Origin of the sequence: Promicromonospora sp. NPDC057138, from assembly GCF_042670845.1 — a bacterium.
Taxonomy (GTDB): Bacteria; Actinomycetota; Actinomycetes; order Actinomycetales; family Cellulomonadaceae; genus Promicromonospora.
The window spans coordinates 1-24403 of record NZ_JBHUUX010000077.1; the positions used below are offsets into that span (position 1 = coordinate 1).

Below are 24403 nucleotides of genomic sequence, written 5' to 3' on the forward strand. Positions count from 1 at the left end.
TGTATAAGAGACAGGACCTGGGTCTCGACAAGCCCGACCACCGACAGCGCAGCGGCTAGCCCTGCGACGCCGCCCAGGTGTCCAGGTCGGTCTGGATGGACTTCCGTGCGTCCTCGTAGCCCGCCTCTTCCAGCTTCTGCCGCATCTCGTCGATGGCGGCGGCCGGGTCGTCGAACTTGCCGTACTGGAGCTGCGGGATGTACTCGGAGAGCACCGCACCCATGGCCGCCAGCGTGGGATCGATCATGTCCTTGTTCACGATGAGGGTCGAGTACGGGTAGTCCTTCGCCCCGGCGTCGAGCTGGTCGTAGATCTCCTGCTTGTTCGGCGCGTCCGTGACCCGGTCCGGCTCGAACTCGTCCATGCGGCCGGCCCAGAAGTTCGCCCCCAGGGCGTCGGTGGACGAGTCATAGCCCTTGGGGTAGCCGAGCTTGCCGTCGTCGGTCATGACGTAGTCGGTGCCCTCGATGCCGAAGTTGAGCAGCTTGTAGTCCTCCTCGTCGTTCCGCAGGAGGTCGTAGACCTGGAGCGCCTTCTCGGGGTTCTGCGAGGTGGCGTTCACGGCCATGGCTCCGTGCGTGAGGATGTCCCGGAAGTAGTTCCCGTTCTCCTCACCCCAGTAGAAGAACTTCGGGTCCGACCCGGGCTGCTTCTTGGTCATGTTGTCGACGATCGTGCCGATGAAGGTCTGCGCGTGGTGCTGGTCCGTGCCGGAGAGGCCCGCGTAGAACTCTTCGCGCGTGTCGCCGTCGTAGTTCAGCGCGTCCTCGCGCCAGACGCCGATGTCGTTCCACTTCTTCGCCAGCTCGGCGGCCTGGAGGAGCTCGTCACCCTCCATGTACCAGGACCCCACGGTGTTGGGGTCCGACTCCGTGGTCTGGAACGGGAAGTAGTTGCCCGCGGCGACCTGCTGGATCGTCTGGCCGTCGGTGTGCCCCTGGAGATATCCGGTCAGCGCGGCGTCGTTGGTGCCCGCGACGTCCCAGGGGTAGGCGTCCTTCTCGTTCTCCTTGACCCACTCGAAGTACTTGGTGAAGTCCTCGAACTTCGTGATCGTGCCGTCCTTGAAGCCTGCCTTCTTGGCCCAGTCGCCGCGGTAGAAGAACCCGTGGTTGGTCCACTGGGTGAAGTTGTCCTCGGGGATGAACTGGATCTCACCGTCGAGCTTGGTCAGGTCCCAGTCCCCCTTCGCGTCGACCTGCGCCCACGTCTTCGGCGCGTTCTCCTTCAGCATCTCCTCGGTCAGCGGGAGGAAGGCGCCCTTGTCGGCGTTCTCCCAGGCAAAGAGCCAGTCCGTTGCGGTGGTGATCAGATCGATGCTGTCGTCGCCCGCGAGGAGCTGGGTGTTGTACTGGGTCTGCCAGTCGGCCCACTCCACGTAGAACAGCTTGAGGTCGGCGTTCGCCTCCTTCTCCAGCCGCACGTTCAGCTTCTTCAGCATCGCCTCCAGGCGACCGTTGGTGGGCTTGTCGCCCAGCACGAGCATCGTGATGGTGGTCGGTTCCGCGGACTCCTCGGCGCCACCCGGGCTACAGGCAGCGAGGGTCGTCATGCTCAGGGCCAGGGCGAGGGCGGCGGCGCCGGCCCTGGCGAGAGGCTTTCTCATCGTTGAGACTCCTTGATTCGTTCGATGATGCGTGTGGTGATTCGTTCGGTGAAAAGCTCGGTGAATAGCTCGGTGATGCGTTCGGTGAACAGCTTGGTGGTCGGTTCGGTGCTGCAGGTCGTTGCCGTCGCGGGCGGTCAGCCCTTGACCGCACCGACCGTGATGCCGCTGACGAAATACTTCTGGACGAAGGGGTAGAGCAGCACGATCGGTCCTGTCGCCACCACGGCGCTCGCCATCTTCAGCGTGTTGCTCGGAAGGTCTGTGATGCTGACATTCGAGCCGGCCACAGAATTCCGCAGCGCATTCGCCGTGTTGATGATGTTGTAGAGCTCGTACTGGAGCGGTTTGAACTCCACCGTGCTGCCGAGGTAGAGCGAGGACAGATACCACTCGTTCCAGTACCCCAGGGCCAGGAACAGACCGCAGGTGGCCAGCGCGGGCTTCATCATGGGCAGCACGAGCTGGAGAAAGATCCGGAAGTCGCCCGCCCCGTCGACCTTTCCGGACTCAACGATCTCGTAGGGGACGGACCGCACGAAGTTCTTCATCAGGATGATGAGCCACGGGGTCAGCAGCAGCTGGAGGAACACCGCCAGGTAGCTGCCCTTCAGCTCGAGGTAGCGCGTGACCCAGATGTAGGTGGGCGCGAGCCCCGCCGAGAAGAGCGTGGTGAAGTAGATGAAGAACGAGATGCTGTTCCGGAAAGGGAAATCCTTCCGCTGCAGGGCGTATCCCGTCATGGAGATGACGAACAGCCCGATCGCCGTCCCCGCGACCGTCATCACGATGGTGACGACGTACGAGCCGATGATCTGCCTCGGGGCCCGGAAGATGTACTCGTAGGCGGTGAACGTGAACTCCTTGGGCAGCAGGCCGAAGCCGTCCCGCATGATCGCGGACTCGCTGGACAAGGACGCCGAGACGATGAGGATGAAGGGCAGCGCGCAGAAGGCCGCGAACAGTGTGATCGTGACGTACGAGATACCCCGTAGCACGTAGTCGCTCCTGTCGAGCCGGACCTTGCGCACCGGCTCCGCCATCGTGCGTGGCCGTTCCGCTGTGGCGACGCGACTCATATCGCACACTCCATGTCAGAACTCATGTCAGAACCCATGTCAGAACAATGCATAGTCTTCGTTGATCCTTCGCACTATCCAGTTGGCCAGCATGACGATCGCGAACCCGAACAGGGACTGGTACAGGCCGACCGCTGCGGATGACGTGAAATTGTTCTGAGAAATGATCATCCGGTACACGGAGGTCTCGATGATGTCCGTCGTCTGAAAGAGAGCCGCATTGTTTCCGACCAGGTTCCAGAAGAGCCCGAAGTTCCCCTTCATGATCCCGCCGAGCGAGAACAGGAGAAGGATGATGAACGTGGGCTTGAGGCTCGGCAGGATGATGTACCGGACGCGCTGCCAGGCCGAGGCGCCGTCGATCGCGGCCGCCTCGAACAGGGAGTTGTCGATGCCCATGATCGCCGCGAAGTAGACGATGGATCCGTAGCCGGTGCTCTGCCAGAGGTGGAAGGCGATGATGATGATCGGCCACGCACCGGCGATGCTGTAGATCTTGATCGGGTCCCCGCCGGTCTGCTCGATGAGCGCGTTGAGGGCACCCGTGTCGTAGTTCAGCAGGTTGAAGGCGATGACGCCGACGAGGACGACCGAGATGAAGTACGGCAAGAACATGACAGCCTGGCTGATCTTCTTGAAGTACTTCGACCTGATCTCGTTCAGCATGATGGCCAGCGCGACCTGGAGGATGTTTCCCAGGACGATGAAGGCCAGGTTGTACAGGAGCGTGTTCTTCGTGAGCAGCCACAGCTGCCCGGACTTGATGAGGAACTCGAAGTTCCGGAACCCCACGAAGGGACTCCCGAAGATCCCGTCCCGATAGTTGAAGTTCGTGAACGCGATCCACGCCCCGGGGAGCGGGATGTAGTTGAACACGATGAAGAACACGACGGCCGGAAGGCACATCAGGAGCAGCACCCTGTTGCGGACGATCCTCGTCAGCAGCGACTTGCGCTCCGGTGTTCTCGTTGACACGCGCGGTTCGAGCCGCGCCTGCGTCAGCGCGGCAGCCATGGCGACTGTCGTTCAGCCGGCTCGGCGACCGGGTATTCGTTCATGCGCCACTCTCCGTCGAAGGCCCAGCGAGCATCGTTGCCCTATGTTAACGATAACAAGTTAACGTGAACATGAGAGTAGAGCGACGCGTACGCCCGGTCAAGGGCCATAAATCACGGTTCAGTAACGTTGCGGTGGTATGCCGCTGCCCCGCTGCTCGCTACGGACCGGCTCGCTCACGGTGCCGCCGGACCGCCGCCCGGTTGGCGCACCGCACCGAGCAGTACCGCTGCCGCCCGTTGCGGGTGACGTCGACCACGACGGCGGTGCAGGGCTCGGACGCGCAGCGCGCCAGCCGGTGCATCCCGCGGGTGACCAGGTGCAGCGAGGTCCCCACGCTGATCACGGCCCGCAGGACCGAGGACAGCACCTGGTTCTCGTCGCGGTAGTGCAGGTGCCACCCCTCGCCGTCGTGATCGGTGAGGCGCGGGTAGGCCCCGGTGGCGGCCATGTGGGCGTTGAGCAGCGCGGCGCGCCCGTCGGGTTCGGGCGTGTCCACGACGCGCAGCCAGTCGTCGATGACGAGGCGCGTGCGCGCGTGGTCCTCCGGCTCCTCCCGGAACTCCATGGTCATGCCGAACTCACGCGTCCGCGCCTCGATCCCGGCGCGGTCGTCCGGCCACTCGTTCGCCAGGGACGCGGCGAGCAGGACTGCGTACTCGCCGTAAGGGTTGAGATGCACAAGACCATTACATCAGGGTGGGACTCATGACCACCATCGACAGCTGGCCGGCTCCGCGCACGGGCGCACGCCAGGCCCAGCACGAGCACGCCGTCCAGCACTCCGTCCAGCACGCCGTCCCGCACGAGCACTCCTGGGCGACCGAGTCGCGCCACCCGACCTCTGCGGGACACGTGCTCTACGTGCGGTGCACGGCGTGCGGCATCCGTCGCGTGGATCTCCAGGCCCACGGGGACACGCCGCCCGCACCGCTGAGCCGGGCCCTGCCCGGAGAGCCCTACCTGGCGAGGGGCTACTTGGCGAAGAAGTCCAGCACGGCGTCCCCGAACAGCTCCGGCTGCTCCTCGGGCACGTAGTGGCCGCAGCCCGGGACGACGAGCTCGGTGACGTCGTCGGCCACCCGGCGGACGTCGGCCGCGACCACCGCGTTGCGCGAGGTCGCCCCGCCCACGGCCAGCACCGGGATGCGCAGCGGGGTCTTCGCCCGTTCCCGGTTCTGCGGGACCGTCTCGTCGAAGGCCCGGTAGTACTGGAAGCTCGCGTGCAGCGCGCCGGGGCGGCGCAGCGCCTCGACGTACACGTCCACCACATGAGCCGACATCGTGGTGGGCGTGTAGCCCTTGGTCGCGAACTGGTCGCCCAGGTAGACGTCCTCGCGCCCCGCCACCAGCCGCTCGTTGAGCGCGGCCAGCCGGTTGAACATGAAGTGCCAGAGCGCGGGGACACGCTGCCCGCTCTCGGGCACGGCGCTCGGCTCGTCCGAGACGCCGGGGAGCAGGGCCTCGGCCAGGACCAGCCGCTCGACCCTGGCCCGATGGTCGGCGGCGAGCGCGTAGGCGATGACCATACCGATGTCGTGCCCGACGACGTGGAACCGCTCGTGCCCCAGAGCGGTCATCAGCTCGGCCAGGTCGAACGCGGCCGACGCGGAGTCGTACCCGGTCTCGGGCAGGTCCGAGCGCCCGACGCCCCGGGGGTCGACGGCGACGACGCTGTACTCCTCGGCCAGCCGCGGCATGACCTTCCGCCACTGCCACCAGAACTGCGGCCACCCGCCGACCAGCAGCACCGCCGGACCGGATCCGCCCGTGACGGCGTGCAGGGCGATCCGGCCGAGGTCGTACCGCCGGCTCTCGAACAGGTCGGCGAACCCCTCGGGCACGTCAGTGCTCTCGCTCACGGTGCCGAACCCGCTGATGGGGGTGCTCTGGATGGTCACGGAGGTTCCTCTCGCTCGCGCGAATAGTTCGCGCGAATCGCCGTGCGAATCGTCGTGCGAACCGGCTGAGGTGGCTCGCGCTTGGCCGAGCCCGATCGAACCGGCTAAGGTGGTTCGCTGTCAAGAGGAGCCCACGAGGAGCCGCTGTGCCGCCAACATCCCCGCAGAGCACGGACGGCCGTCCGCTCTGCTTCGCCCTCACCGCCACCGCGACCCAGCGGCGGGAGCCTGAAGCCCGGGAGTGGCTACAGGGTCCGCAGGACCTCGCCGACTGGATCCGGGCGGCAGTCCCCGACCTGCCGCCCGGCGACCTGGCGGTCGACGGGACGCTCCTGCGGCTGGCGCGCGACCTGCGCGAGGCCGTCTACCGGACCGCCGCGCGCGTGGCCGAGGGGTCGACGCCGTCCGCGGAGGACCGCCGCACCATCAACGAGTGGGCGGCGCGCAACGACGCCGTACGGCTCCTGGACGACGCCGGCGCGCGGTGGCAGATCCCGCCCGGCTCCCCGGCGCGGACGGCGCTGTCGCTGGTGGCCATCGACGCCGTGGAGGTACTGGGCGGAGCCAGGGACGGCACGGTCAAGGTCTGCTCCGGCGAACGCTGCGCCGCCGCGTTCGTCGACACGAGCCGTGGGCGCAGCCGGCGCTGGTGCTCCATGGGCACGTGCGGCAACCGCGCCAAGCGATCGGCGATGCGGGCGCGCCGGACGTCCTGAGCGATGAGCGCGGCACGCTCCCGGCGCCGTTACCGTGGGAGGGTGACGACGAGCGAGCAGACCGGTACAGGGCACGAGGGCTGCGGGTGCGGGTGCGGCACCCCGGGACGGGGAGCCTTCGTCCAGCTCGGCTCCCGCCCGGCCGACGCCGCCGCAACCCCCGCCGGCGGGCGGCACGGCGTCGAGCAGCTGCGCATCCCCGCCGGCACGTTCACGATGGGCGACTCCTCCGGCGACCGGAACGCCGGCGACGGCGAGGTCCCGCTGCACGAGGTGACGCTCGACGCCTTCGAGATCGACGCCACGACCGTCACCACCGCCGACTTCGCGCGGTTCGTCGACGACACCGGCTACCGCACCGAGGCCGATACCTTCGGCTTCTCCGCCGTGTTCCACCTCGCCGTCGAGGCCGATCCCGCCGACATCATGGGGCAGGCCGACGGGACCCCGTGGTGGTTCGGCGTCCGCGGCGCGGACTGGGCGCACCCCGGCGGACCGCGCTCGAGCATCGAGGGCCGCGACGACCACCCCGCCACCCACGTGAGCTGGAACGACGCCGTCGCCTACTGCGCGTGGGCCGGCCGGCGCCTGCCCACCGAAGCCGAGTGGGAGTACGCCGCCCGCGGCGGCCTCGACGGCGCGAAGTACCCCTGGGGCGACGCCGAGGTCGACGACGGCGGCTGGCGCGCCAACATCTGGCAGGGCACCTTCCCGCGGGAGAACACGCTGGACGACGGCTGGCTCACGACCGCGCCGGTGCGCACCTTCGAGCCCAACGGGTACGGGCTCTGGCAGCCCGTCGGCAACGTCTGGGAGTGGTGCCAGGACTGGTTCGACCCGAACTACTACCGGCAGTCCCCCGCGGCGAGCCCGACGGGCCCCGGCCAGGGCGGCGGGCGCATCCTGCGCGGCGGCAGCTACCTGTGCCACATCTCCTACTGCAACCGCTACCGCAACTCCGCACGCTCCTCGAACACCCCGGACTCCTCCATGGGCAACGCGGGGTTCCGCACGGTCGCCCTCACTCCCACGCACGACGCAGCCACGGAAACAGGAGCATGACCACCAAGCGATTCCCCCAGCGCGTCTACCGCGACGGCGCCGAGCCCGACCCCCGGTTCAGTCTCGCCAACGAACGCACGTTCCTGGCCTGGCTGCGCACGGCGCTCGGCATGTACGCGGGCGCGTTCGCGCTCGAGGCGCTGTCCCTGCCCGCCGCGACCGGCTGGCGCCTGGCCGCGGCCGGCGTCTTCCTCGTGCTGGGCACGCTCGCCGCCGTCCAGGCGTGGCTGGGCTGGTCCGCCACGGAGTCGGCGCTGCGTCTGGGCCAGCCGCTGCCCGGCCTCGCCGTCGGCGGGCTGATCGTGGTGGGCATCATCGTCGCCGTCGCACTGGTCACCATCGGGATCTTCGTGTGACCCGGGCGGCCGACGAGGACGGCGTCTACGACCCCGGGCTGCAGACCGAGCGCACGCTGCTCGCCTGGCGCCGCACCTGCCTGGCCTTCGGCGTGGCGAGCCTGGTCGTCATGCGGTTCACCGTCGAGGCCGCCGGCGTCGTCGCCGTCTTCGCGGGCGTCGTCGGGGCCGGGCTCGCGGTCGCCGCCTACGTCGCCGCCGCGATCGGCTACCGCCGGGCCAACACCGCCCTGCACACCACCGGCGAGCTCAACCACGGGGCCGCGCCCATCGCCCTCGCGACCGCCGCGGCGCTCGTCCTCGGCGTCGCCTGCGCGGGATATCTCATACTGGGCGCGCTGAACGGCTGACCGCGCTGAACGACTCAGCGCCCTGAACGACTGACCGGAAGGGAGACGGCGTGACGAACGAGCCGAAGACCGGACCAGGCGTCCTCGCCGCCCGCGGCCACCTGCTGCGGCTCGGAGCGCCGCGCGACACGTCGGCGGTGCGGCACCTCGTGACGTTCCTGGTGACGAGCGTCGTGACGGTGCTCGTCACCCGGGCCTACCTGGCCGCCACGGGCTACCCGCAGATCGGCGGAGGCGGGCTGCACCTCGCCCACGTCCTATGGGGCGGGCTCCTCATGGCGCTGGCGATGATGCTCCTGCTGTCGTACGTGGGGCCGACGCCGCGGTCGCTGGGCGCGGTGGTCGGCGGCGTCGGCTTCGGGCTGTTCATCGACGAGGTGGGCAAGTTCGTCACCTCCGACAACGACTACTTCTACGCCCCCACCGCCGCGATCATCTACTTCGTCACGGTGCTGCTGGTCCTCGTCGTCGAGGGCCTGCACGGCCGCCGGGCGCACCACCCGGCGGAGTACCTCGCCGTCGCGGCCGACCGGCTCGCCGCCGGCCTGGCCGGCGGGTTCACGCCCGCCGCCCGCGAGGAGGCGCGGACGCTGGCCGCCAAGGGCGCCGGCGAGCCCGGCGCCGACCTGGTCGCCCGCCTGATCGACGCCGTGCCCGCCGACGACACCGACGTGCCCGACCCCGTCCGCGGCGCCGTCCACCGCGTCGTCCGCTGGCTGGACGGCCTCGTGGACCGGACCTGGGCGGCCTGGCTCGTGATCTCCGTGCTGCTGGTCGTGGGCGCCGCCGAGGCGCTGGTGGGCGTCCGCGTCGCGCTCGGGCTGGTGCCCGGCCTGCCCCAGTGGACCGGCGTCGCCATCCTCGCGGCCGTCGCGGCGTCGGTCGTGCTGATGTCCGTCGGCATCGTCGTCGGACGGCGGGACCACCTGGCCGGCGCCGTCTGGGTGCGCCGCGCCGTGCTGGTCAGCCTGCTGTTCACCCAGCTTCTGGTGTTCCGGGCGGTGCAGTGGACGGCGGCGTTCGGCCTGCTCCTGGACGCGATCGCCTTCGTGGGGCTGGAGGTGGCGCTCCGCGAGGAGCGGATGGTGAAGGCGCGCGGCGCCTGAGGCCCGAACGTCCTGACTCAGGTGTTCCGTCGCTCAGGTGTGGAGGGTGGGCCGGTAGATCAGCTCCTGGGTGCGGCCGTCGAGCGTCCGGTGGTCGATCAGCTCGAGGTCGAAGTCGGCGGCGCCCTGGAAGATCGGGTCCTCGCCGGTCTCGCCAGTGATCACCGGGAAGAGCGTCACCTGGACGAAGTCGACCAGGCCGGCCCCCATCAGCGCCCGGTTCATCGCGAGGCTGCCGTGCGAGCGCAGCGGCACGTCGGACTCCTCCTTGAGCCGGGCGACGACGTCGAGCGCGTCGCCGCGCGCGACCGTCGCGTCCGGCCAGTCGAGCGGCTCCTGCAGCGTGCTGGAGACCACCGTGGCCGGCAGGTTCCGCATGCGGGTGACCCAGGGGTCGCGCACGTCGGAGTCCTCGGTGCTCTCGGCGAGCATCTGCGCGAACATCCGGTACGTGGTCGCCCCGATGACCATCCGCTGCGGCTGCTCGTACAGGGCCAGGCGATGGTCGAGGAGCTCGGGGCCCTGCTTGCCCCAGTACCCGGTCCAGTTGCCGCTCGCGCCGCCGAAGCCGTCCAGGCTGCTGAAGACGTCGAACGTGTAGGTCGCGGTCATGATGCTCTCCTCGGGTGCGGTTGGTCTGCCGTATAGACGACGTGTGGATACAGACCGCCTCCCCCAGGGGAACTCATCGACGCACTCATCGCCACGTGCGGGCGACGGGTCGCGACCGGCACGACGTGTCAGACGAACTGTTGTCCCCCGTCGATGTCGTACGTCGCGCCGGTGAGCGCGGTGTTGGTCATGAGGTGCACCGCGAGCGCCGCGACGTCGTCGGGCCCCACGACACGGCCGATCGGGAGGGTCGTGCGCAGCTCGTCGCGGCGTTCGTCGAGCCGGTCGCCTAGCAGTGACGCCGACAGCGGGGTGTCGACGAAGCCTGCGGCGATGAGGTTGACCCGCACGGGTGCCAGCTCGAGCGCGAGGGCCGCCGTGAACGAGGGCATCGCGGCGGTGGTGGCCGACGCGATCCCGAGGCCGTGCCCGACGCGGCGCGCGCCAGTGCCGCTCATCAGCAGGAGCGCACCACCCGGCCGCACCCTCCCGACGACGAGGCGGGCCACCTCGAGTGCCACCACCATGGGGCTGCTGAGTGCCTCGCGGACGTCGGCGGCGTCCGTCTCCAGCAGCGTTCCGTAGTGCGGGCCGCCGGCGGTGATGAGCACGTGGTCGATCGGCGTCGGCAGGTCCCGGAAGAACTCCGCGAGGGCCTCCGTGTCGGTGGCGTCGAACGCGGCGCTCGAGCGCGCGCCGACGTCGGCCGCCGCGTGCTCCAGCCGGCCGGGGTCGCGCCCGGTGAGGACGACGTCGGCGCCCTCGGCCCGGGCCCGTCGCGCCGTCGCGAGGCCGATGCCCGCGCTGCCGCCGATCACGACGACGGTCTGGCCGGCCAGCTCCGGTGCGTGCCGCGTCTTGGGTGAGGTGTTTGGTGAGGTGTTTGGTGACGTGCTGGGTGACACAGCGGGTGAAGCGGTGGTGCTCATGATTCCTCCGAACGCTCGGCGGGCTGCCGGTTTGCCGTGACCTTGTCGTGCAGGCTCTTGAGGGCAGCGACGTAGATCTCCGAGAACGTGGGGAACGGCTGGATCGTGTCGCGCAGCACGTCCAGCGGTACCCGCGCCCGGATCGCCACGGTCGCCTGCTGCAGCCACTCCCCCGCCTCGGGCCCCAGCGCGTAGGCGCCGGTGAGGGCGTCGCCGTCGCTGAGCAGCGTGAGAAAGCCGTTCGCGTCCGCGTAGGCGCGGGTGTACGTGGCGGTCTTGGCCACCTCGGAGATCGGGGCCGTGGCGCTGTACGCCGCCTCGGTCGCGCCGACCGCGGCGGCCTGCGGATCGGTGAAGACGACGCGCGGCACCGCCGTGTAGTCGGCGTCGCGGGGCGTGCCGAGGATGTTGTCCGCGACGACGTCGCCCTGGTACTTGCCGACGTGGGTCAGCATCCACAGGCCGGTGGCGTCGCCGACCACCCAGAGGTTCTCCGCGGCGCGCAGGCGCGCGTCGACCGGGATACCGTGGCCGTCGGCGCGCACGCCGACCGCGTCCAGGCCGAGGTCGTGCACGCGCGGGCGCCGCCCGGTGGCCACCAGCAGCTTGTCGCCCCGCAGCTCGCTGCCGTCGTCGAGCCCGAGGACGTAGTCCCCGCCGTCGAGCCGTGCGCCGATCGCCCGGCTGCCGAGCACCAGCTCGATCCCGTCGCGGCGCAGCACCTCGCCGAGCGCCGCGCCCAGCGGCGCGGGCTCCCGCGGTAGGACGTCCCGGCTCTGCGCGGTCAGGACCACCTCGCCGCCCAGCCGCCGTACCGCCTGGGCCATCTCCACCCCGACGGGCCCACCGCCGAGGACGATCAGCCGCCGCGGGACCTCCTTCATGCCGGTCGCCTCGCGGTTGGTCCAGAGGCCCGGCAGGTCACGCAGGCCCGGCACCGGCGGGATGTTCGGCGCCGCGCCGGTGGCGATGACCACGTGGTCCGCGGTGTAGCGGGCACCGGCCACCTCCACGACTCCCGGCGCGGCGAGCCGGCCGGTCCCGCGCAGGAGATCGATGCCGTTGGCCGCGAGCCAGCGTTCCTGTCCGGCGTCGGAGTAGTCGGACACCATGAAGTCCCGCCACGCCAGCGCTCGCTCGACGTCGACCTCGGCGGTCGCCTCCGCCTCCCGGGCGCCCTGCACCGCCTCGCCCGGGCGCAGCAGCGTCTTCGACGGGATGCACGCCCAGTAGGAGCACTCACCGCCGACCAGCTCCCGCTCCACGAGCGCGACGCGCAGGCCGCCCTCCGCGAGCGCGCCGGCGCAGTGCTCCCCCGGCGACCCTCCACCGATCACTATGACGTCGTAGCTGCTGCCCATGGTTCCGGCCTCCTCGTGCTCCGTGCGGCGTTCTCTGTGTCGTGTGCTGCGTGTTCGTGTGCTTCGTGTCGTGTGCCTCAGCGGTCGCCGGCCCGCAGCACGATCTCGTTGACGGCCACCCGTCGTTCGCGCGTGACGACGTACCCGATCGCGTCCGCGACGTCCTCTGCTGCGACCTCCGCGCGGCCCGGCTCGATGACGCTGACCCGGACGCCCTCGCCGAGCAGCTCCTGGCGCAGGGACTCGCTGAACCCGTTCAGGCCGAACCTGGTCAGGTCGTAGACGCTGCTCCCCGGCCGGGCCGCCCGGCCGGCGGTCGAGCCCACGTTCACCAGGTCGGCCACCTGCCGCGGTGAGGTCGCCGCAGCGTCGATCAGGTACGGGACGGCGGCGTGGGTGACGTGCAGCAGCGCCCCGACGTTCAGCGAGACCATCCGGTCCCACTCCTCGACGGTGGCATGCAGCGCCGAGTTGACCAGCATGACCCCGGCGTTGTTGACCAGGACGTCGAGGCGCCCGAACCAGTCCACCGCGTCCTGGACGGCATCGCGCGCGCCGTCGGGATCGGTGATGTCGGCAGCCAGCGCGACCGCCTTCCCGCCGAGTGCCGCGATGTCGCCCACCACCTCGTCCATGCGGTCGCGGCTACGGGTGATCAGGGCCACCGCCGCACCCGCACGGGCCAGCCTCCGGGCGGTCGCGGCGCCGACACCGCCGCCTGCGCCGGTGATGAGCGCGACGGCGCTGTCCAGCGTCCGGTCGTACTGCGGCCCGCCGTGCTGGGGCTGGCCGGGCGACGGCTGGCCGGGCATGGCTACCTCATCCCTCCGTCGGTGGAGCGCTCAGGACGGCAGCTCGGTCCCAGCCTGTTCGCGCACCATGTAGTCGGCGTACCAGTCCGGCCAGTTCGGGTCCTCGGCCCCGGTGCGCGCCTCGTGCTCGCCGTGCGCGGCGGCGGCGCGGCGCAGCGCGCTCGCGAGGTCCGCCGTCGAGGAGAACACGGTGACCGAGGGGTCGAGCCGCCCCGGGAGCCGGGTGGTGACCTCCTGCAGGATCCAGCCGTTGCCGTCCGGGTCGCCGAACGACAGGAACGAGCCGTAGCTGCCGCGCTGCGGGTCCGGCCCGGGCACCCGGGCGTCCGTCCCGGCGTGGTGGAAGACGCCGCCCGCGTCGTGGAACACCTCGCTGGGATCGGCGCCGAGCCGCTTGAGCTCGTCGTGCGCGGCCGCGATGTCGTCGACGATCAGGTGCAGGCCCTGGGCCGAGCCCGGTGCCTGGGACGTGACCGACGAGCCGAAGATGACCGACGCCGGCGAGCCGGGTGGCGTCACCTGCACCACCCGGAAGTCCTCGTCGGTGGCGACGTCGGCGTCGAGCCGCCAGCCCAGCGCCGTATAGAAGTCCTTGGCGCGGTCGACGTCCGAGACCGGAACCACGACCACCTCGAGCTTCATGTCCATGACTTTCCCCTCCACTCGTACGAATACCGGCCCGACGAGACTCGCGCGCCCGGACCCCGGGTCGCACCAGGGGAACACCCTGGTTTCCCGGGGCCAGGGAGAGGCACGGGCGCGAGCGGCCGCCCGGCGGCCAGATGCTGGACCGGCCGAAACGAACGAGGAGGCCGGACATGGAACGCCTAGCCGTGGAACACCCCGACGTCGAACACCCGGACCCAGATCGCCCGGACGTCGAATACCTGGTCACGATGACCACCCGCGTGCCGGACGGGACACCGGGGCGGGACGTGGAGAAGATCCGGACCCGCGAGGCCGCGCACACCCGCGACCTCGCCGGCCAGGGCAAGGTGCTGCGCCTGTGGCGGCCGCCGCTGGAGCCGGGCGAGTGGCGCACGATCGGGCTGTTCGCCGACGACGACTCCGACGACCTCGAACGGACGCTCGCCTCGATGCCCTTGCGCGTCTGGCGGTCGGACGAGGTCACCCCGCTCGGCACGCACCCCAACGATCCCGGGCGCGGCAGGGTGCCGCGCGCGGACGGCAGCACTGAATATCTGGTCACGTTCCTGCTGCGGGTGCCGGACGGGACGAGCCCCGAGGAAGTCGCCGAGATGAATGCCCGCGAGGCCGACCGCGCACGCGAGCTGGCAGAGGCGGGCCACCTGATCCGCCTCTGGACGACGCCGGCCCCGGGGACCTTCCTCGGCCTCTGGGAGGCTCCGGAGCCCGGCCGGCTCCAGGAGATCCTGCGTGCGCTCCCCCTGGCGGACTGGCTCACCGTCGAGACCGTGGCGCTGTCGCCGCACCCGAGCGACCCCGGGAGCCGGCCATGACCGCCGGGGCCGCGGCGGGCACGGCCGAGCCGGCCGCCGACCCGGGCCTGGTCGCGCTACGTTCCAGGGCCGGCGCGGCGCTCATCACCGCGACGGTGCTCGCCTCCACCGTCGGGTTCCTGGACGCGTACATGATCAACGTGGCGGTGCCCGCCATCGGCACTGACCTGCGCGCGAGCGTCAGCGAGCTGCAGTGGGTCCTGACCGGCTACCTGGTCACCGTCGCCGCGCTCCTGCTGCTCGCCGGTGCGCTCGCCGACCACTTCGGCCGACGGCGGGTCCTGGTCGTCGGCCTCCTGGTGATGCTCGTCGCCTCCGTGTGCTGCGCGGCCGCCCCGACGGCGCTGACGCTGATCGGTGCCCGGCTGGTGCAGGGCATGGGCGGTGCCCTGGTCGTCTCCAGCAGCCTCGCGGTGCTCAACGGGACGCTGCGCGGGCCGGACCGCGCTCGCGGCATCGGGATCTGGGCCGGCATCGCCACGCTCGGCACCACGCTCGGCCCGTACGGCGGCGGGTGGCTGGTCGACCATGCCTCGTGGCGTTGGGTCTTCCTGCTCAACCTGCCGCTGATCGGCGCCGCGCTGTGGGCGCTCCGGGGCGTCCCGGCGCGCGTCGGCGTCCGGCGGCCGCTCTCGCTGGACGTCGCCGGCGCCCTGCTCGCCGTGACCGGCCTGGGCGGCGTCATCTACGCCCTGACCGCCGGGCCGGACGTCGGATGGACCGCCGGGCCCGTCGTCGCCTCGGGAGCCCTCGGGCTGGCCTGCCTCGTCGCACTGGTCCCCGTCGAGCGGCGCCAGCGCGCGCCGATGCTGCGCACCGCCCTGTTCCGGTCGCGGCCGTTCAACGCGATCAACGCGGCGACCCTGTTGTTCTACGGCGCGCTGGCCGCCGTTGGATACCTGGTGGTCCTGCAGTGCCAGTTACGGCTGGGCTACAGCGCCACCGCCGCCGGGGCCGCGCTCATCCCGGAGTCGGTGGTGTTCCTGATCGTCTCTCCCCTAGTCGGAGGCCTGGTCGACCGGGTGGGCACCCGGTGGCCGATGGCGGCCGGCATCCTCGTGGTGGCCGGCGGGTTCGCCTGGCTGTCCGCTGCGGAACCGGGCCAGTCGTACGTCCAGGCGATCCTGCCCGGCGCGCTCCTGTGGGGTCTCGGGATCGGGCTGGCCGTGGCACCGCTCACGGCCGGCGTCCTCGCCGCCGTCGACGACAGCGACCTGGGCGAGGCATCCGCCATCAACGACGCAGCGTCCCGCGTCGGCGGCGTCGTCCTGGTCGCGCTCGTCCCCGCGCTCCTCGGCGCGGGCGGCAGACCGAGCCTGGCCGAACCGCTGGCGACGCACTACCAGTCCGCCATGCTCGTCATGGCCGGCCTGAGCGTGGTCGCAGCCGTCATCACCGCCGTCTTCGTCCCGAGCCGCCGCGTCGCCGGGCGGCACAACGCGCCCGCTCCTCGCCTGCACGCGTGTGCGGTGCCCGAGCCCGCGCCGACCGGGGGCGGCCGATGACAGCGGCGGCGGCTCACCGGCCCGCGTGTCAGTCAGGTGCGGACTCGTACGCGCCCTGATGCCGGGCGTCCCGCAGCTCGCGACGGGAGCTGACCCCCAGCTTCGAGAAGATCTTGCGCAGGTGCCATTCGATGGTCCGCGGACTCAGGAAGAGCCGGGTGCCGATCTCGGGATTGGACAGGCCGTCGCGCACCAGCAACGCGATCTGCCGCTCCTGCGCCGTCAGCTCCTCGCCCGGCGAGACCGCCACCGTCCGCCGGCGGACCGTCTCACCCGTCGCGAGAAGCTCCCGACGGGCGCGCTCCGCGAACGCCGCCATCCCGATCGACACGAACATGTCGTACGCGGTCCGCAGCTGGGCCCGCGCGTCGACGCGCCGGCGCTCCCTCCGCAGCCACTCGCCGTAGAGCAGGTGCGCACGCGCCAGCTCGGGACGCAGCGTCGTCCGGCCCAGCCGCCCGACCGCCACCCGGTAGAGGTGCTCCGCTTCCGGCCCGTCGGCGAGCAGCGCCCTGCTGCGCGCCTCGACGCCTGCGGCGAAGTCGGTGCTGAACGGCCCGGTCGCCTCGACGAGCCGGTCGAGGGCGTCGCCCGCGATATCGGGCTCGCCCATCCGGGTCGCCGCCTCGACCAGCTCGGGCAGCAGCCAGGTGGAGAGCCAGGGCTCCGAGAGGTGCGTGGCCCCCTGGCTCGCGCGCAGCGCCTCGGGATAGCGGGCCAGCCCGTTGTAGAGCACGGCGCCGGCCCAGGCCGCCGCCGTGATCCCCATGCCCAGCCCGGCGGCGGCCGATCCCTGGACCGTGGCGCCGATCAGTTCCGTCGTCTCCAGCTCCCGGCCCTGCAGGGACAGCAGCCGCAGAGCGGTGTAGGGCGGCATCGGCCGTCCCGTAGCCGCCGCGGCGGCCTCACCCTCCGCGATGGTGGCCGCGCTACCCTCGAAGTCGCCCGACCAGGCCAGTGCGTAGCCGAGCGTGGCCACGTGGTACGGCAGCTCCCCCAGCGCCCCGGCGTCCCGGACCACCTGGACCTGCCGCGTGAAGAGCGCGCGCATCCCCGCGTCGTCCCAGACGGCGGAACTCGCGCCGGTGGCGACCCAGCCCCAGCGCAGCACCTCGTCGACCGTGATCTCGGTGAGCACCTCCGCCGCTCGGCGCAGGGTCGTGGCCGCCGCCGCCCGGCCGTCCGTGACGAGCAGGGCGCAGCCGTCGAGCAGCAGGTCGAGCGGGCCGGGGTCGTCCACCGGCGAAAGCTGACGGACGTCGCGCGAGACCGCCAGGAGGATGTCCTGGTCGGCGACGCTGACGGCCATCCCCCACGCGGTCAGATAGGTCTCCCGCGCCATCCGCTGATCCGAAGGAGCGAGGCGACGAGCGGCGTCGCGCAGCATCGTGATGGCACCGGCGCCGTCCCCGGAGGCGAAGGCGACCTGACCACCGAGCACACCGGCACGCCCGCTCTGGAGGCTGTCGAGGGGGCCGGCGCCGACGGCGCTCAGCAGCCTGCCGACGTCGCCGAGCTCCCCGGCCCGGAGGCTGGCCTCCGCGGCGGCCAGCATGCGGTCCGCCCGCGGCGACGGTTCGGCGGTCAGGGTGGCGGACCGCTGGAGAAACGCGGCCGCCGCGGCCATCCCGCCGCGCGTCCGCACATGGACCGCCGACCGCTCGAGCTCCAGCGCGACGCTCTCGTCCGGGTCCACGGTGGCCGACGCGAGGTGCCAGGCACGGCGGTCCGGTGCGGTCCGCAGGTCGGTGGCGTCCGCCAGCGCGAGGTGTACCGCCCGGCGGTCCTCCGGGTCCGCCGCCCAGTACACGGCCGACCGCACGAGCGGATGGCGGAACGTTACGCGCTCGTCGAGCGTCAGCAGCCCGTCCGTTCCCCCGGCGAGAGCCGTGCTCAGCGTGATATCGAGCCGTTCGGCCGCGCGGCGCACCAGGACCGGGTCCCCGACCGGCTCGGCCGCGGCGACCAGCAGCACCAGCCGGGTCTGCTCGGGCAGCGCCCGGATCCGGTTCAGGAAGCTCTCCTCGATCTGGCCGAAGAGGGTGTCGGCGTTCAGCAGGCCGAGTCCGCCGGCCATCTGGGTCGCCGTCAGGCCCCGGGGCAGCTCGAGCAGGGCCAGCGGGTTGCCCCTGGTCTCCGCGACGATCCGGTCGCGGATGTGCTGATCGAGCCGGGCGTTCGTGACGGAGCCGAGCAGGACGCGCGCATCGACGTCGGAGAGCCCGGTGATCTCCAGCTCGGGGAGCCCCCGCAGCTCCGGTTCCGTGCGGCGGACGGCGAAGACCAGGCCTATCGACTCCGCCAAGAGCCGCCGGGCCACGAAGCCGAGGATCTGCGCCGAGGCGCGGTCCAGCCAGTGCGCGTCGTCGAGCACGCAGAGCAGCGGCTCCTCCTCCGAGGCGCTCGACAGCAGGCTCAGTACCGCCAGCCCGACCAGGAACTGGTCCGGGGACGTCCCCCCGCGCAGGCCGAACACCGCCTCCAGTGCCTCGCGCTGCGGCGCGGGCAGGCCCTCCAGCCGGTCAAGGAGCGGGGAGCAGAGCTGGTGCAGTGCCGCGAACGCCAGCTCCATCTCGGACTCGACCCCCGTGGCGCGCAGCACGCGCACACCGGTCGCAGTGCTCTCCACGTGGTGCAGGAGCGCGGACTTGCCAATCCCGGGCGCGCCCCGCACCACGAGCACACGGCTCTCGCCCGCTCGGAGCGCGGCGATCACCTCGTCGAGGCGAGCGCACTCGGCGTCTCGCCCTAGCAGCCCGACGCTCCCACCCGGCCCCGAACCGTGTCCGTCCACCGTTGTCCGCCTTCGTCGCGGTCGTCGATCCGATACGGGCTCGGGCTCAGCCGGGGCCGTCCGCACGCGGGCCGCCGGCGGTGATCTCCGATGCCCGGTCCAGGCATCGCCGGATGTCTCCGAGACTAGCGACACCTCTCACCGGCACGCGCGCCCAGGAGCGGGTGATGTTCCGCTCGGGCGTCAGGCGGCGTTCGCGGGCGTGAGTCCGAGCAGCAGCAGGCTGTTCTGCCAGAGCGCGTCCAGGTGCGACGGGTCGTTGAACACCTTGGCGAAGAGCACGAGCCCCTCGAGCTGCGCGACGATCGCCTTCGCCGCGCCCTCCACGTCCTCGACCGGCCGTTCGAGGTCGCCCGACTCGACGGCTGCCGCGAGGCGGGTGCGGATCATGTCGATCTGCTCGTCGAAGATCTCCTGGAGGCGCACCCGGACCGGCTCGTTCTGGGAGCTGACCTCGAGCGCCAGGTTGCCGAAGAGGCAGCCGGCGACCCAGCCCGTGCCCGTACGGGCGTCGATCTGCATCTGGGCGGTGGCCGCGAAAAGCCCGCGAAGCCGTTCGAGGATCGTCCCTGGCCCGTCGAGGATCTCGGTCCACACACCCTGCTGCCACGACCAGTGGCGGTCGATGACGGCCAGCGCCAGGGCTTCCTTGGACGGGAAGAAGTAGTAGAAGGACCCCTTGTTCACACCGGCGCGCGCACAGAGCTCCGCGACGCCGATCGAACCGTAGGGGCGCTGGGAGAACAGTTCCACGCCCGCTTCGATCAGGCGCTCTCGACCATCTGAGCTTCTCGGCATGTTGACAGTATACGACTGGTCAACTATAACTGAGAGTCCAATAGTTGACCGACCGTCTACTAGCCAGGCAGGACAAGGAGTTCAGACATGAGCACTCGCAAGGTAGCTATCGTCACGGGGGCCTCCCAGGGCATCGGCGCGGGCCTGGTGGCCGCGTACCGGGAGCTCGGGTACGCCGTCGTGGCCAACTCGCGCACCATCGACCAGGCGGAGGCCGACGACCTCGCGGTCGTCGCCGGAGACATCTCCGACCCCGCCACCGCGGACCTGATCGTCAAGACCGCGGTGGAGCGCTTCGGCCGCGTCGACACCCTCGTGAACAACGCGGGCGTCTTCATCGCCAAGCCGTTCACGGAGTACACCGCCGAGGACCTCAACACCATGGTCGCTATCAATGTCGGCGGCTTCTTCCACGTCACCCAGCGCGCCATCCCGCAGATGCAGGCCGCCGGCGGCGGGCACGTCGTAAGCATCACCACGACCCTCGTCGAGAGCGCGCTCTCGGTGTTCCCCTCGGCCCTCGCTTCGGTGACCAAGGGCGGGATCGCCTCCGCGACCCGGGCCCTGGCCATCGAGTACGCAGCGCAGGGCATCCGCTTCAACGCCGTCTCCCCCGGGGTAATCAAGACGCCGATGCACCCCGAGGAGACCCACGAGGCGCTCGCCGGCCTGCACCCCATGGGGCGCCTCGGCGAGATCGACGACGTCGCCCGCGGCGTCATCTACCTGGAGCAGTCGCCCTTCGTGACGGGCGAGTTCCTGCACATCGACGGCGGGCAGATCGCCGGGCACTGAACCGCACCGGGGCGGCCCGGCCGGGCCGCCCCCCGTAGGTCCGAACCACTGCATCACAGAACGACCGGACAAGGAGATCCCACCATGACCCGCTCCGATACTGCCGCCACGATCTCGACGCTGCTCGACCGCTGGGCCGACGGCATCCGCCGTCGTGACCTCGACCAGATCGCCGCCCAGTTCACGGACGACGCCCTGTTCCAGGGTTTCGACCCCGAGCCGACCTTCGGGCATGCCGCCGTCACCGCGTACTACGGCAAGCAGCCGCCCGGGCTGACCGCCGACTACACCCTGCTGCACACCCGCGAGCTGGCTCCCGGCGCCGCCCTCGGCTACGCAGCGGTCACCTTCCACCGCCCCGACCAGCCGGTGCGCGTCCACCTCACCGTCGTCGCGGCGGAGGTGGACGGCCACTGGCTGCTCAACCACTACCACGTCTCCCGCGTGCAGTAGCCGGCGAGGTGCCGCACCGTGCGGCACCTGCCGCCCGTCCCCGAGTTCACGGTGCCGTACGGGGCGTACGACCTGGGTATGACCGCCCGCGGCCGGAGACCAGACCGGGGCCGGACGCGGCCGGGCTGCGCCGGTCCGTAGCGTCTGCCACATGGACTTCACTGTGTATGAGCCCGGCGCGTCGCCCGTCGTGCGCGCCCGCTCGTTGAGCAAGACCTATGGCAAGGGCGAGGCGATAGTGCGTGCCCTGGATGGTGTGGACGTCGACTTCGAGGAGGGGCGGTTCACGGCGATCATGGGCCCGTCCGGTTCGGGGAAGTCGACCCTGATGCACCTGCTGGCGGGGCTGGACTCCGCGACCGGTGGGCAGGCGTTCCTGGGCGCCACGGAGATCACGGGCCTGAACGACAAGGCGCTGACGCGGTTGCGTCGGGACCGGGTCGGGTTCGTGTTTCAGCAGTTCAACCTGTTGCCGATGTTCACGGCCGAGCAGAACATCACGCTGCCGGTCGAGCTGGCCGGTGGGTCGGTGGACCGGGCGTGGTTCGAGACCCTGGTGACCACGCTGGGGCTGGCGGGCAGGTTGACGCACCGGCCGGGTGAGCTGTCGGGTGGGCAGCAGCAGCGGGTCGCGATCGCGCGGGCGTTGATCGCGCAGCCCGACGTCGTGTTCGCCGACGAGCCGACGGGGAACCTGGACTCGCGTTCGGGCGCGGAGGTGCTGTCGTTCCTGCGCCGGTCGGTGCGGGAGCTGGGCCGGACGATCATCATGGTCACCCACGACCCCTCCGCGGCGGCGTACGCGGACCGGGTGGTGCTGATCGCGGACGGTCGTATCGCGGGCGACATCAGCGACCCGACGCCGGAGTCCGCCATGGCCGGCCTCGACGCACTCCGCACGCTGGAGCCGTCTGTGGCGACCACGCCCGGGGCCCCCGCGCTCGGAACCGGTGCGTGATGGCGACCTCTCATTCCTTCCCCACCGCCCGCCTCACCCTGGGGCAGATGCGGCGCAGCGTCGGGCGGCTCACCGCCGCGGGCATGGCCATCGTGATCAGCACGGCGTTCGTCACCGTGACGCTGCTCGCGGGCGGCGTCATCTCGGGCACCACCCACGACATGGTCGCGGCCCAGTACGCGCGGGCCGACGTCATCGTCTCGGCGGCCGACGACGTGAGCACGTTCACCGCCGACGACGTCGCCGCCGTCGGCTCGGTCGACGGCATCAAGACCGTCCAGCCGCTGACGAGCTGGTCGGGCGACCTGCGCAACGGCGGCAAGGGCGGCTACCAGACGTTCGCGCCGGTCCCCGCGGACCCGCGGCTCTCGCCGCTCGAGCTGACCGACGGCGCCTGGCCCGCCTCCGCGGGCGAGGTCGCGCTGACGACCGACGTCGCCGAGCGGCTCGCCGCCGGTCTGGGCGACACAGTGACGCTCAAGCGCACCCTGTACCCCGACGGCTGGGCCGAGAGCCAGGCGGACGACCCGGCGGTCGAGCTCGGCGAGCCCAAGGACATCATCGAGAAGCTGACCGTGACCGGCCTCGCCGACGACCCGTACGGCGCCTACGCCGCCTTCGGCGGGGCCGCCGCCGTCCCGGCCGCCACGCTCGACTCCTGGAACGCCGCCGAGCCCTACCCGAACCCGGTCACCGAGCTGCTCGTCGCGCTCGACACCCCGCTCGACGGCGACAGCGTGCCCGCCTCCCTCGACGAGGCGGTCACCGCCGCCGCCGACGGGGTCGACGGCGGCGTGTCCGTCGACACCACCGAGGACGTCGCGACCGAGAGGGCCGCCGCACAGACCGGCGGCCAGGACCTCGTCTTCCTCGTGTTCGTCATGACGTTCGCCGCCATCGCGCTGCTCATCGCGGCCATGGTCATCACGAACACCTTCCAGGTGCTCGTCGCCCAGCGGACCCGGACGCTCGCCCTGCTGCGCTGCATCGGCGCGGGCACCGGCCAGCTCTACCGCAGCGTGCTGCTCGAGGCGGCGATCCTTGGCGTGGTCGCCTCGGCGGTGGGCATCGTGGCGGGTGCGGCGCTCGCCCAGGTCGCGCTCGTGGTGGCGCCCGCGTTCGACCTCGGCGTCCCGCTCCCGACGACCATCGCGCTCACGTGGCAGGCGGTGGTGCTGCCGCTGGCCGTCGGTGCGGGCGTGACGGTCCTGGCCGCGCTGGCCCCGGCCCGCTCGGCGACCCGGGTCGCCCCGCTGGCCGCGCTGCGGCCGTCGGACGCCCCGACCCTGCACGCCCGGTCGGGCCGGTCCCGCCTCGTGATCTCGCTCCTGTGCCTCGTGGGCGGCTTCGCGGTGCTCGGCGGCGGCGTCGTGCTCGGGGTCGGCGGCGCCCCGCAGCTCGGCCTGGTCGCCGCGGTCGGCGGCGGCGCCCTCGCGTTCTTCGGCGTCGTGCTGAGCGCGGTGCTCTGGCTCCCGCGCGTCGCGGCGTTCCTGGGTGGGCTCGTGGCCCGCACCGGCCCGGCGGCCCGCCTCGCGGTCGCCAACACGCTGCGCAACCCGCGGCGGACGTCCGCGACGTCGGTGGCGCTGCTCATCGGCGTCACCCTCGTCACCATGATGTCGACGGGCGCGGCCAGCGCGCGGATGTCCGCGGACAACCTGCTCGACGAGCGGTTCCCCTACGACGTGAGCGTCTCGCCGTCCTCTCCCGAGTATCTCGCGGACCTGCGCGACGCCGTGGCCGACACCCCGGGCGTGGCCGCCACGGCGCTCGTGACCCAGGCGACGGTCACGCTCGGCGGCACGGAGGACTCGGGTATCGGGGCCGCCGACCCCCGCGAGCTCCCCGCCGTGGTGAACGTGTCCGAGGAGGCGAAGCGACTGACCGAGGGCACGATCCTGCTGACCCAGGACGGGGCCGACGAGCTGTCCCTCGGCGCCGGCGACCGGACCACCGTCTCGGGCACCGACGGCTCAGTCGACCTGACCGTCGTCATCACGACCGCCGAACCGCTCAACGACATCATCACGACGGCGGACCTCGCGCGCATCACCGACGACGACACGAGCACGGACATCTGGGCACACATCTCGGGGGCCGAGGCCACCGACGTGCTCGCGGACGTGCAGGACGCCGCCGCCCAGGTCGACGGCGACGCGTTCGTCATGGGCCCCGCCGCCCAGGCCGCGCAGTTCCGGCAGGTCGTGGACGTCATCCTCGGCATCGTGGTGGGCCTGCTCGCGGTCGCCGTCGTGATCGCCCTGATCGGCGTCACCAACACGCTGTCCCTCTCGGTCATCGAGCGGACCCGGGAGTCCGCGACCCTGCGGGCCATCGGCCTGAGCAAGGAGCAGCTCCGCGGCATGCTCGCCGTCGAGGGGGTGCTCATCGCCGGCGTCGGCGCGATCCTGGGCATCGTGCTCGGGCTCGTTTTCGGCTGGGCCGGGGCGGCCACCGCCCTGTCCATCATGGGCGACGTGCGGTACGCCGTGCCGTGGACGGACCTCGGGGTGGTGCTGGCCGTCGCCCTCGTCGCCGGCCTCCTCGCGTCGGTCCTGCCGGCCCGGGCCGCCGCCCGCACCTCACCGGTCGCGGCGCTCGGCGTGGAATGACGCATCCGCGAAGTAGAGCGCCTGTCCGAGTCTGCCTGGGTTGGCCCAGGCAGACTCGGAC

24 protein-coding genes are annotated in these 24403 nt (G+C 71.5%); 12 read left to right on the forward strand and 12 right to left on the reverse strand.

Annotated features, from left to right (window positions below; translation table 11 throughout):
• Positions 1-55: 55 nt before the first annotated feature.
• From ACFT2C_RS25725 to ACFT2C_RS25740, 4 genes are all read right to left on the reverse strand, one after another.
• Positions 56-1606, reverse strand: a complete 1551-nt coding sequence (locus ACFT2C_RS25725; protein WP_377209937.1) for a DUF3502 domain-containing protein — start codon at positions 1604-1606, stop codon at positions 56-58.
• A 137-nt stretch (positions 1607-1743) separates the two neighbouring features.
• Positions 1744-2685, reverse strand: coding sequence for a carbohydrate ABC transporter permease (locus tag ACFT2C_RS25730; RefSeq protein WP_377209938.1), 942 nt, complete (start codon positions 2683-2685; stop codon positions 1744-1746).
• A gap of 39 nt (positions 2686-2724) precedes the next feature.
• The gene (locus ACFT2C_RS25735; RefSeq protein WP_377209939.1) at positions 2725-3699 is read right to left on the reverse strand and encodes an ABC transporter permease; all 975 of its coding nucleotides are present in this window, start codon (positions 3697-3699) and stop codon (positions 2725-2727) included.
• Between the two features lie 202 nt (positions 3700-3901).
• Positions 3902-4423: a CGNR zinc finger domain-containing protein gene (locus tag ACFT2C_RS25740; protein WP_377209940.1), complete on the reverse strand. Its 522-nt coding sequence runs from the start codon at positions 4421-4423 to the stop codon at positions 3902-3904.
• A 26-nt stretch (positions 4424-4449) separates the two neighbouring features.
• On the opposite strand from ACFT2C_RS25740, the gene ACFT2C_RS25745 reads away from it, so the two are divergent.
• Positions 4450-4779, forward strand: coding sequence for a hypothetical protein (locus ACFT2C_RS25745; RefSeq protein WP_377209941.1), 330 nt, complete (start codon positions 4450-4452; stop codon positions 4777-4779).
• Here the strand turns inward: ACFT2C_RS25745 and ACFT2C_RS25750 are convergent.
• The gene (locus ACFT2C_RS25750; RefSeq protein WP_377209942.1) at positions 4716-5642 is read right to left on the reverse strand and encodes an alpha/beta fold hydrolase; all 927 of its coding nucleotides are present in this window, start codon (positions 5640-5642) and stop codon (positions 4716-4718) included. The two genes, ACFT2C_RS25745 and ACFT2C_RS25750, sit on opposite strands and share 64 nt — an antisense overlap.
• Positions 5643-5788: 146 nt before the next feature.
• On the opposite strand from ACFT2C_RS25750, the gene ACFT2C_RS25755 reads away from it, so the two are divergent.
• From ACFT2C_RS25755 to ACFT2C_RS25775, 5 genes are read left to right on the forward strand one after another with little or no spacing between them, the layout of a single operon-like run.
• Positions 5789-6358 carry a CGNR zinc finger domain-containing protein gene (locus ACFT2C_RS25755; RefSeq protein WP_377209943.1) on the forward strand — a complete coding sequence of 190 codons (570 nt, stop codon included), beginning with the start codon at positions 5789-5791 and terminating at the stop codon, positions 6356-6358.
• A 42-nt stretch (positions 6359-6400) separates the two neighbouring features.
• On the forward strand, positions 6401-7420 hold the full coding sequence (locus ACFT2C_RS25760) for a formylglycine-generating enzyme family protein (protein WP_377209944.1): 1020 nt from the start codon (positions 6401-6403) through the stop codon (positions 7418-7420).
• Positions 7417-7776: a YidH family protein gene (locus ACFT2C_RS25765; protein ID WP_377209945.1), complete on the forward strand. Its 360-nt coding sequence runs from the start codon at positions 7417-7419 to the stop codon at positions 7774-7776. The genes ACFT2C_RS25760 and ACFT2C_RS25765 overlap by 4 nt, the downstream gene beginning before the upstream one ends.
• Complete coding sequence (locus ACFT2C_RS25770; protein WP_377209946.1) at positions 7773-8126, forward strand: DUF202 domain-containing protein; 354 nt, start codon at positions 7773-7775, stop codon at positions 8124-8126. Before ACFT2C_RS25765 ends, ACFT2C_RS25770 begins: the two co-directional genes overlap by 4 nt.
• Before the next feature lie 50 nt (positions 8127-8176).
• Entirely contained in the window at positions 8177-9232 is a 1056-nt protein-coding gene (locus ACFT2C_RS25775; protein ID WP_377209947.1) for a hypothetical protein, read from the forward strand.
• 33 nt (positions 9233-9265) lie between these two features.
• Here the strand turns inward: ACFT2C_RS25775 and ACFT2C_RS25780 are convergent, their stop codons facing one another.
• The 5 genes from ACFT2C_RS25780 to ACFT2C_RS25800 form a co-directional block, all read right to left on the reverse strand.
• Complete coding sequence (locus tag ACFT2C_RS25780; protein ID WP_377209948.1) at positions 9266-9844, reverse strand: dihydrofolate reductase family protein; 579 nt, start codon at positions 9842-9844, stop codon at positions 9266-9268.
• Between the two features lie 128 nt (positions 9845-9972).
• On the reverse strand, positions 9973-10773 hold the full coding sequence (locus tag ACFT2C_RS25785) for an SDR family oxidoreductase (protein WP_377209949.1): 801 nt from the start codon (positions 10771-10773) through the stop codon (positions 9973-9975).
• Positions 10770-12134: a dihydrolipoyl dehydrogenase family protein gene (locus tag ACFT2C_RS25790; RefSeq protein WP_377209950.1), complete on the reverse strand. Its 1365-nt coding sequence runs from the start codon at positions 12132-12134 to the stop codon at positions 10770-10772. The genes ACFT2C_RS25785 and ACFT2C_RS25790 overlap by 4 nt, the downstream gene beginning before the upstream one ends.
• Positions 12135-12211: 77 nt before the next feature.
• On the reverse strand, positions 12212-12946 hold the full coding sequence (locus tag ACFT2C_RS25795) for an SDR family oxidoreductase (RefSeq protein ID WP_377209951.1): 735 nt from the start codon (positions 12944-12946) through the stop codon (positions 12212-12214).
• Between the two features lie 30 nt (positions 12947-12976).
• Positions 12977-13594 (reverse strand): VOC family protein, encoded by a 618-nt coding sequence (locus ACFT2C_RS25800; protein ID WP_377209952.1) that lies wholly within the window; start codon positions 13592-13594, stop codon positions 12977-12979.
• A 170-nt stretch (positions 13595-13764) separates the two neighbouring features.
• On the opposite strand from ACFT2C_RS25800, the gene ACFT2C_RS25805 reads away from it, so the two are divergent.
• Positions 13765-14427, forward strand: coding sequence for a muconolactone Delta-isomerase family protein (locus ACFT2C_RS25805; RefSeq protein WP_377209953.1), 663 nt, complete (start codon positions 13765-13767; stop codon positions 14425-14427).
• Positions 14424-15932, forward strand: coding sequence for an MFS transporter (locus ACFT2C_RS25810; protein ID WP_377209954.1), 1509 nt, complete (start codon positions 14424-14426; stop codon positions 15930-15932). The genes ACFT2C_RS25805 and ACFT2C_RS25810 overlap by 4 nt, the downstream gene beginning before the upstream one ends.
• Positions 15933-15960: 28 nt before the next feature.
• Here the strand turns inward: ACFT2C_RS25810 and ACFT2C_RS25815 are convergent, their stop codons facing one another.
• Together ACFT2C_RS25815 and ACFT2C_RS25820 are read right to left on the reverse strand one after the other, a co-directional pair.
• Entirely contained in the window at positions 15961-18726 is a 2766-nt protein-coding gene (locus ACFT2C_RS25815; protein ID WP_377209955.1) for an ATP-binding protein, read from the reverse strand.
• Positions 18727-18909: 183 nt separating this feature from the next.
• The gene (locus ACFT2C_RS25820; RefSeq protein WP_377209956.1) at positions 18910-19524 is read right to left on the reverse strand and encodes a TetR/AcrR family transcriptional regulator; all 615 of its coding nucleotides are present in this window, start codon (positions 19522-19524) and stop codon (positions 18910-18912) included.
• Between the two features lie 87 nt (positions 19525-19611).
• Here ACFT2C_RS25820 and ACFT2C_RS25825 point away from each other — a divergent pair, with 87 nt between their 5' ends.
• From ACFT2C_RS25825 to ACFT2C_RS25840, 4 genes are all read left to right on the forward strand, one after another.
• Positions 19612-20319 carry an SDR family NAD(P)-dependent oxidoreductase gene (locus ACFT2C_RS25825; protein ID WP_377209957.1) on the forward strand — a complete coding sequence of 236 codons (708 nt, stop codon included), beginning with the start codon at positions 19612-19614 and terminating at the stop codon, positions 20317-20319.
• Between the two features lie 84 nt (positions 20320-20403).
• Positions 20404-20772 carry an SgcJ/EcaC family oxidoreductase gene (locus tag ACFT2C_RS25830; RefSeq protein ID WP_377209958.1) on the forward strand — a complete coding sequence of 123 codons (369 nt, stop codon included), beginning with the start codon at positions 20404-20406 and terminating at the stop codon, positions 20770-20772.
• A gap of 151 nt (positions 20773-20923) precedes the next feature.
• Positions 20924-21730, forward strand: coding sequence for an ABC transporter ATP-binding protein (locus ACFT2C_RS25835; RefSeq protein ID WP_377209959.1), 807 nt, complete (start codon positions 20924-20926; stop codon positions 21728-21730).
• Positions 21730-24342, forward strand: coding sequence for an FtsX-like permease family protein (locus ACFT2C_RS25840; RefSeq protein ID WP_377209960.1), 2613 nt, complete (start codon positions 21730-21732; stop codon positions 24340-24342). Before ACFT2C_RS25835 ends, ACFT2C_RS25840 begins: the two co-directional genes overlap by 1 nt.
• Positions 24343-24403 lie beyond the last annotated feature (61 nt).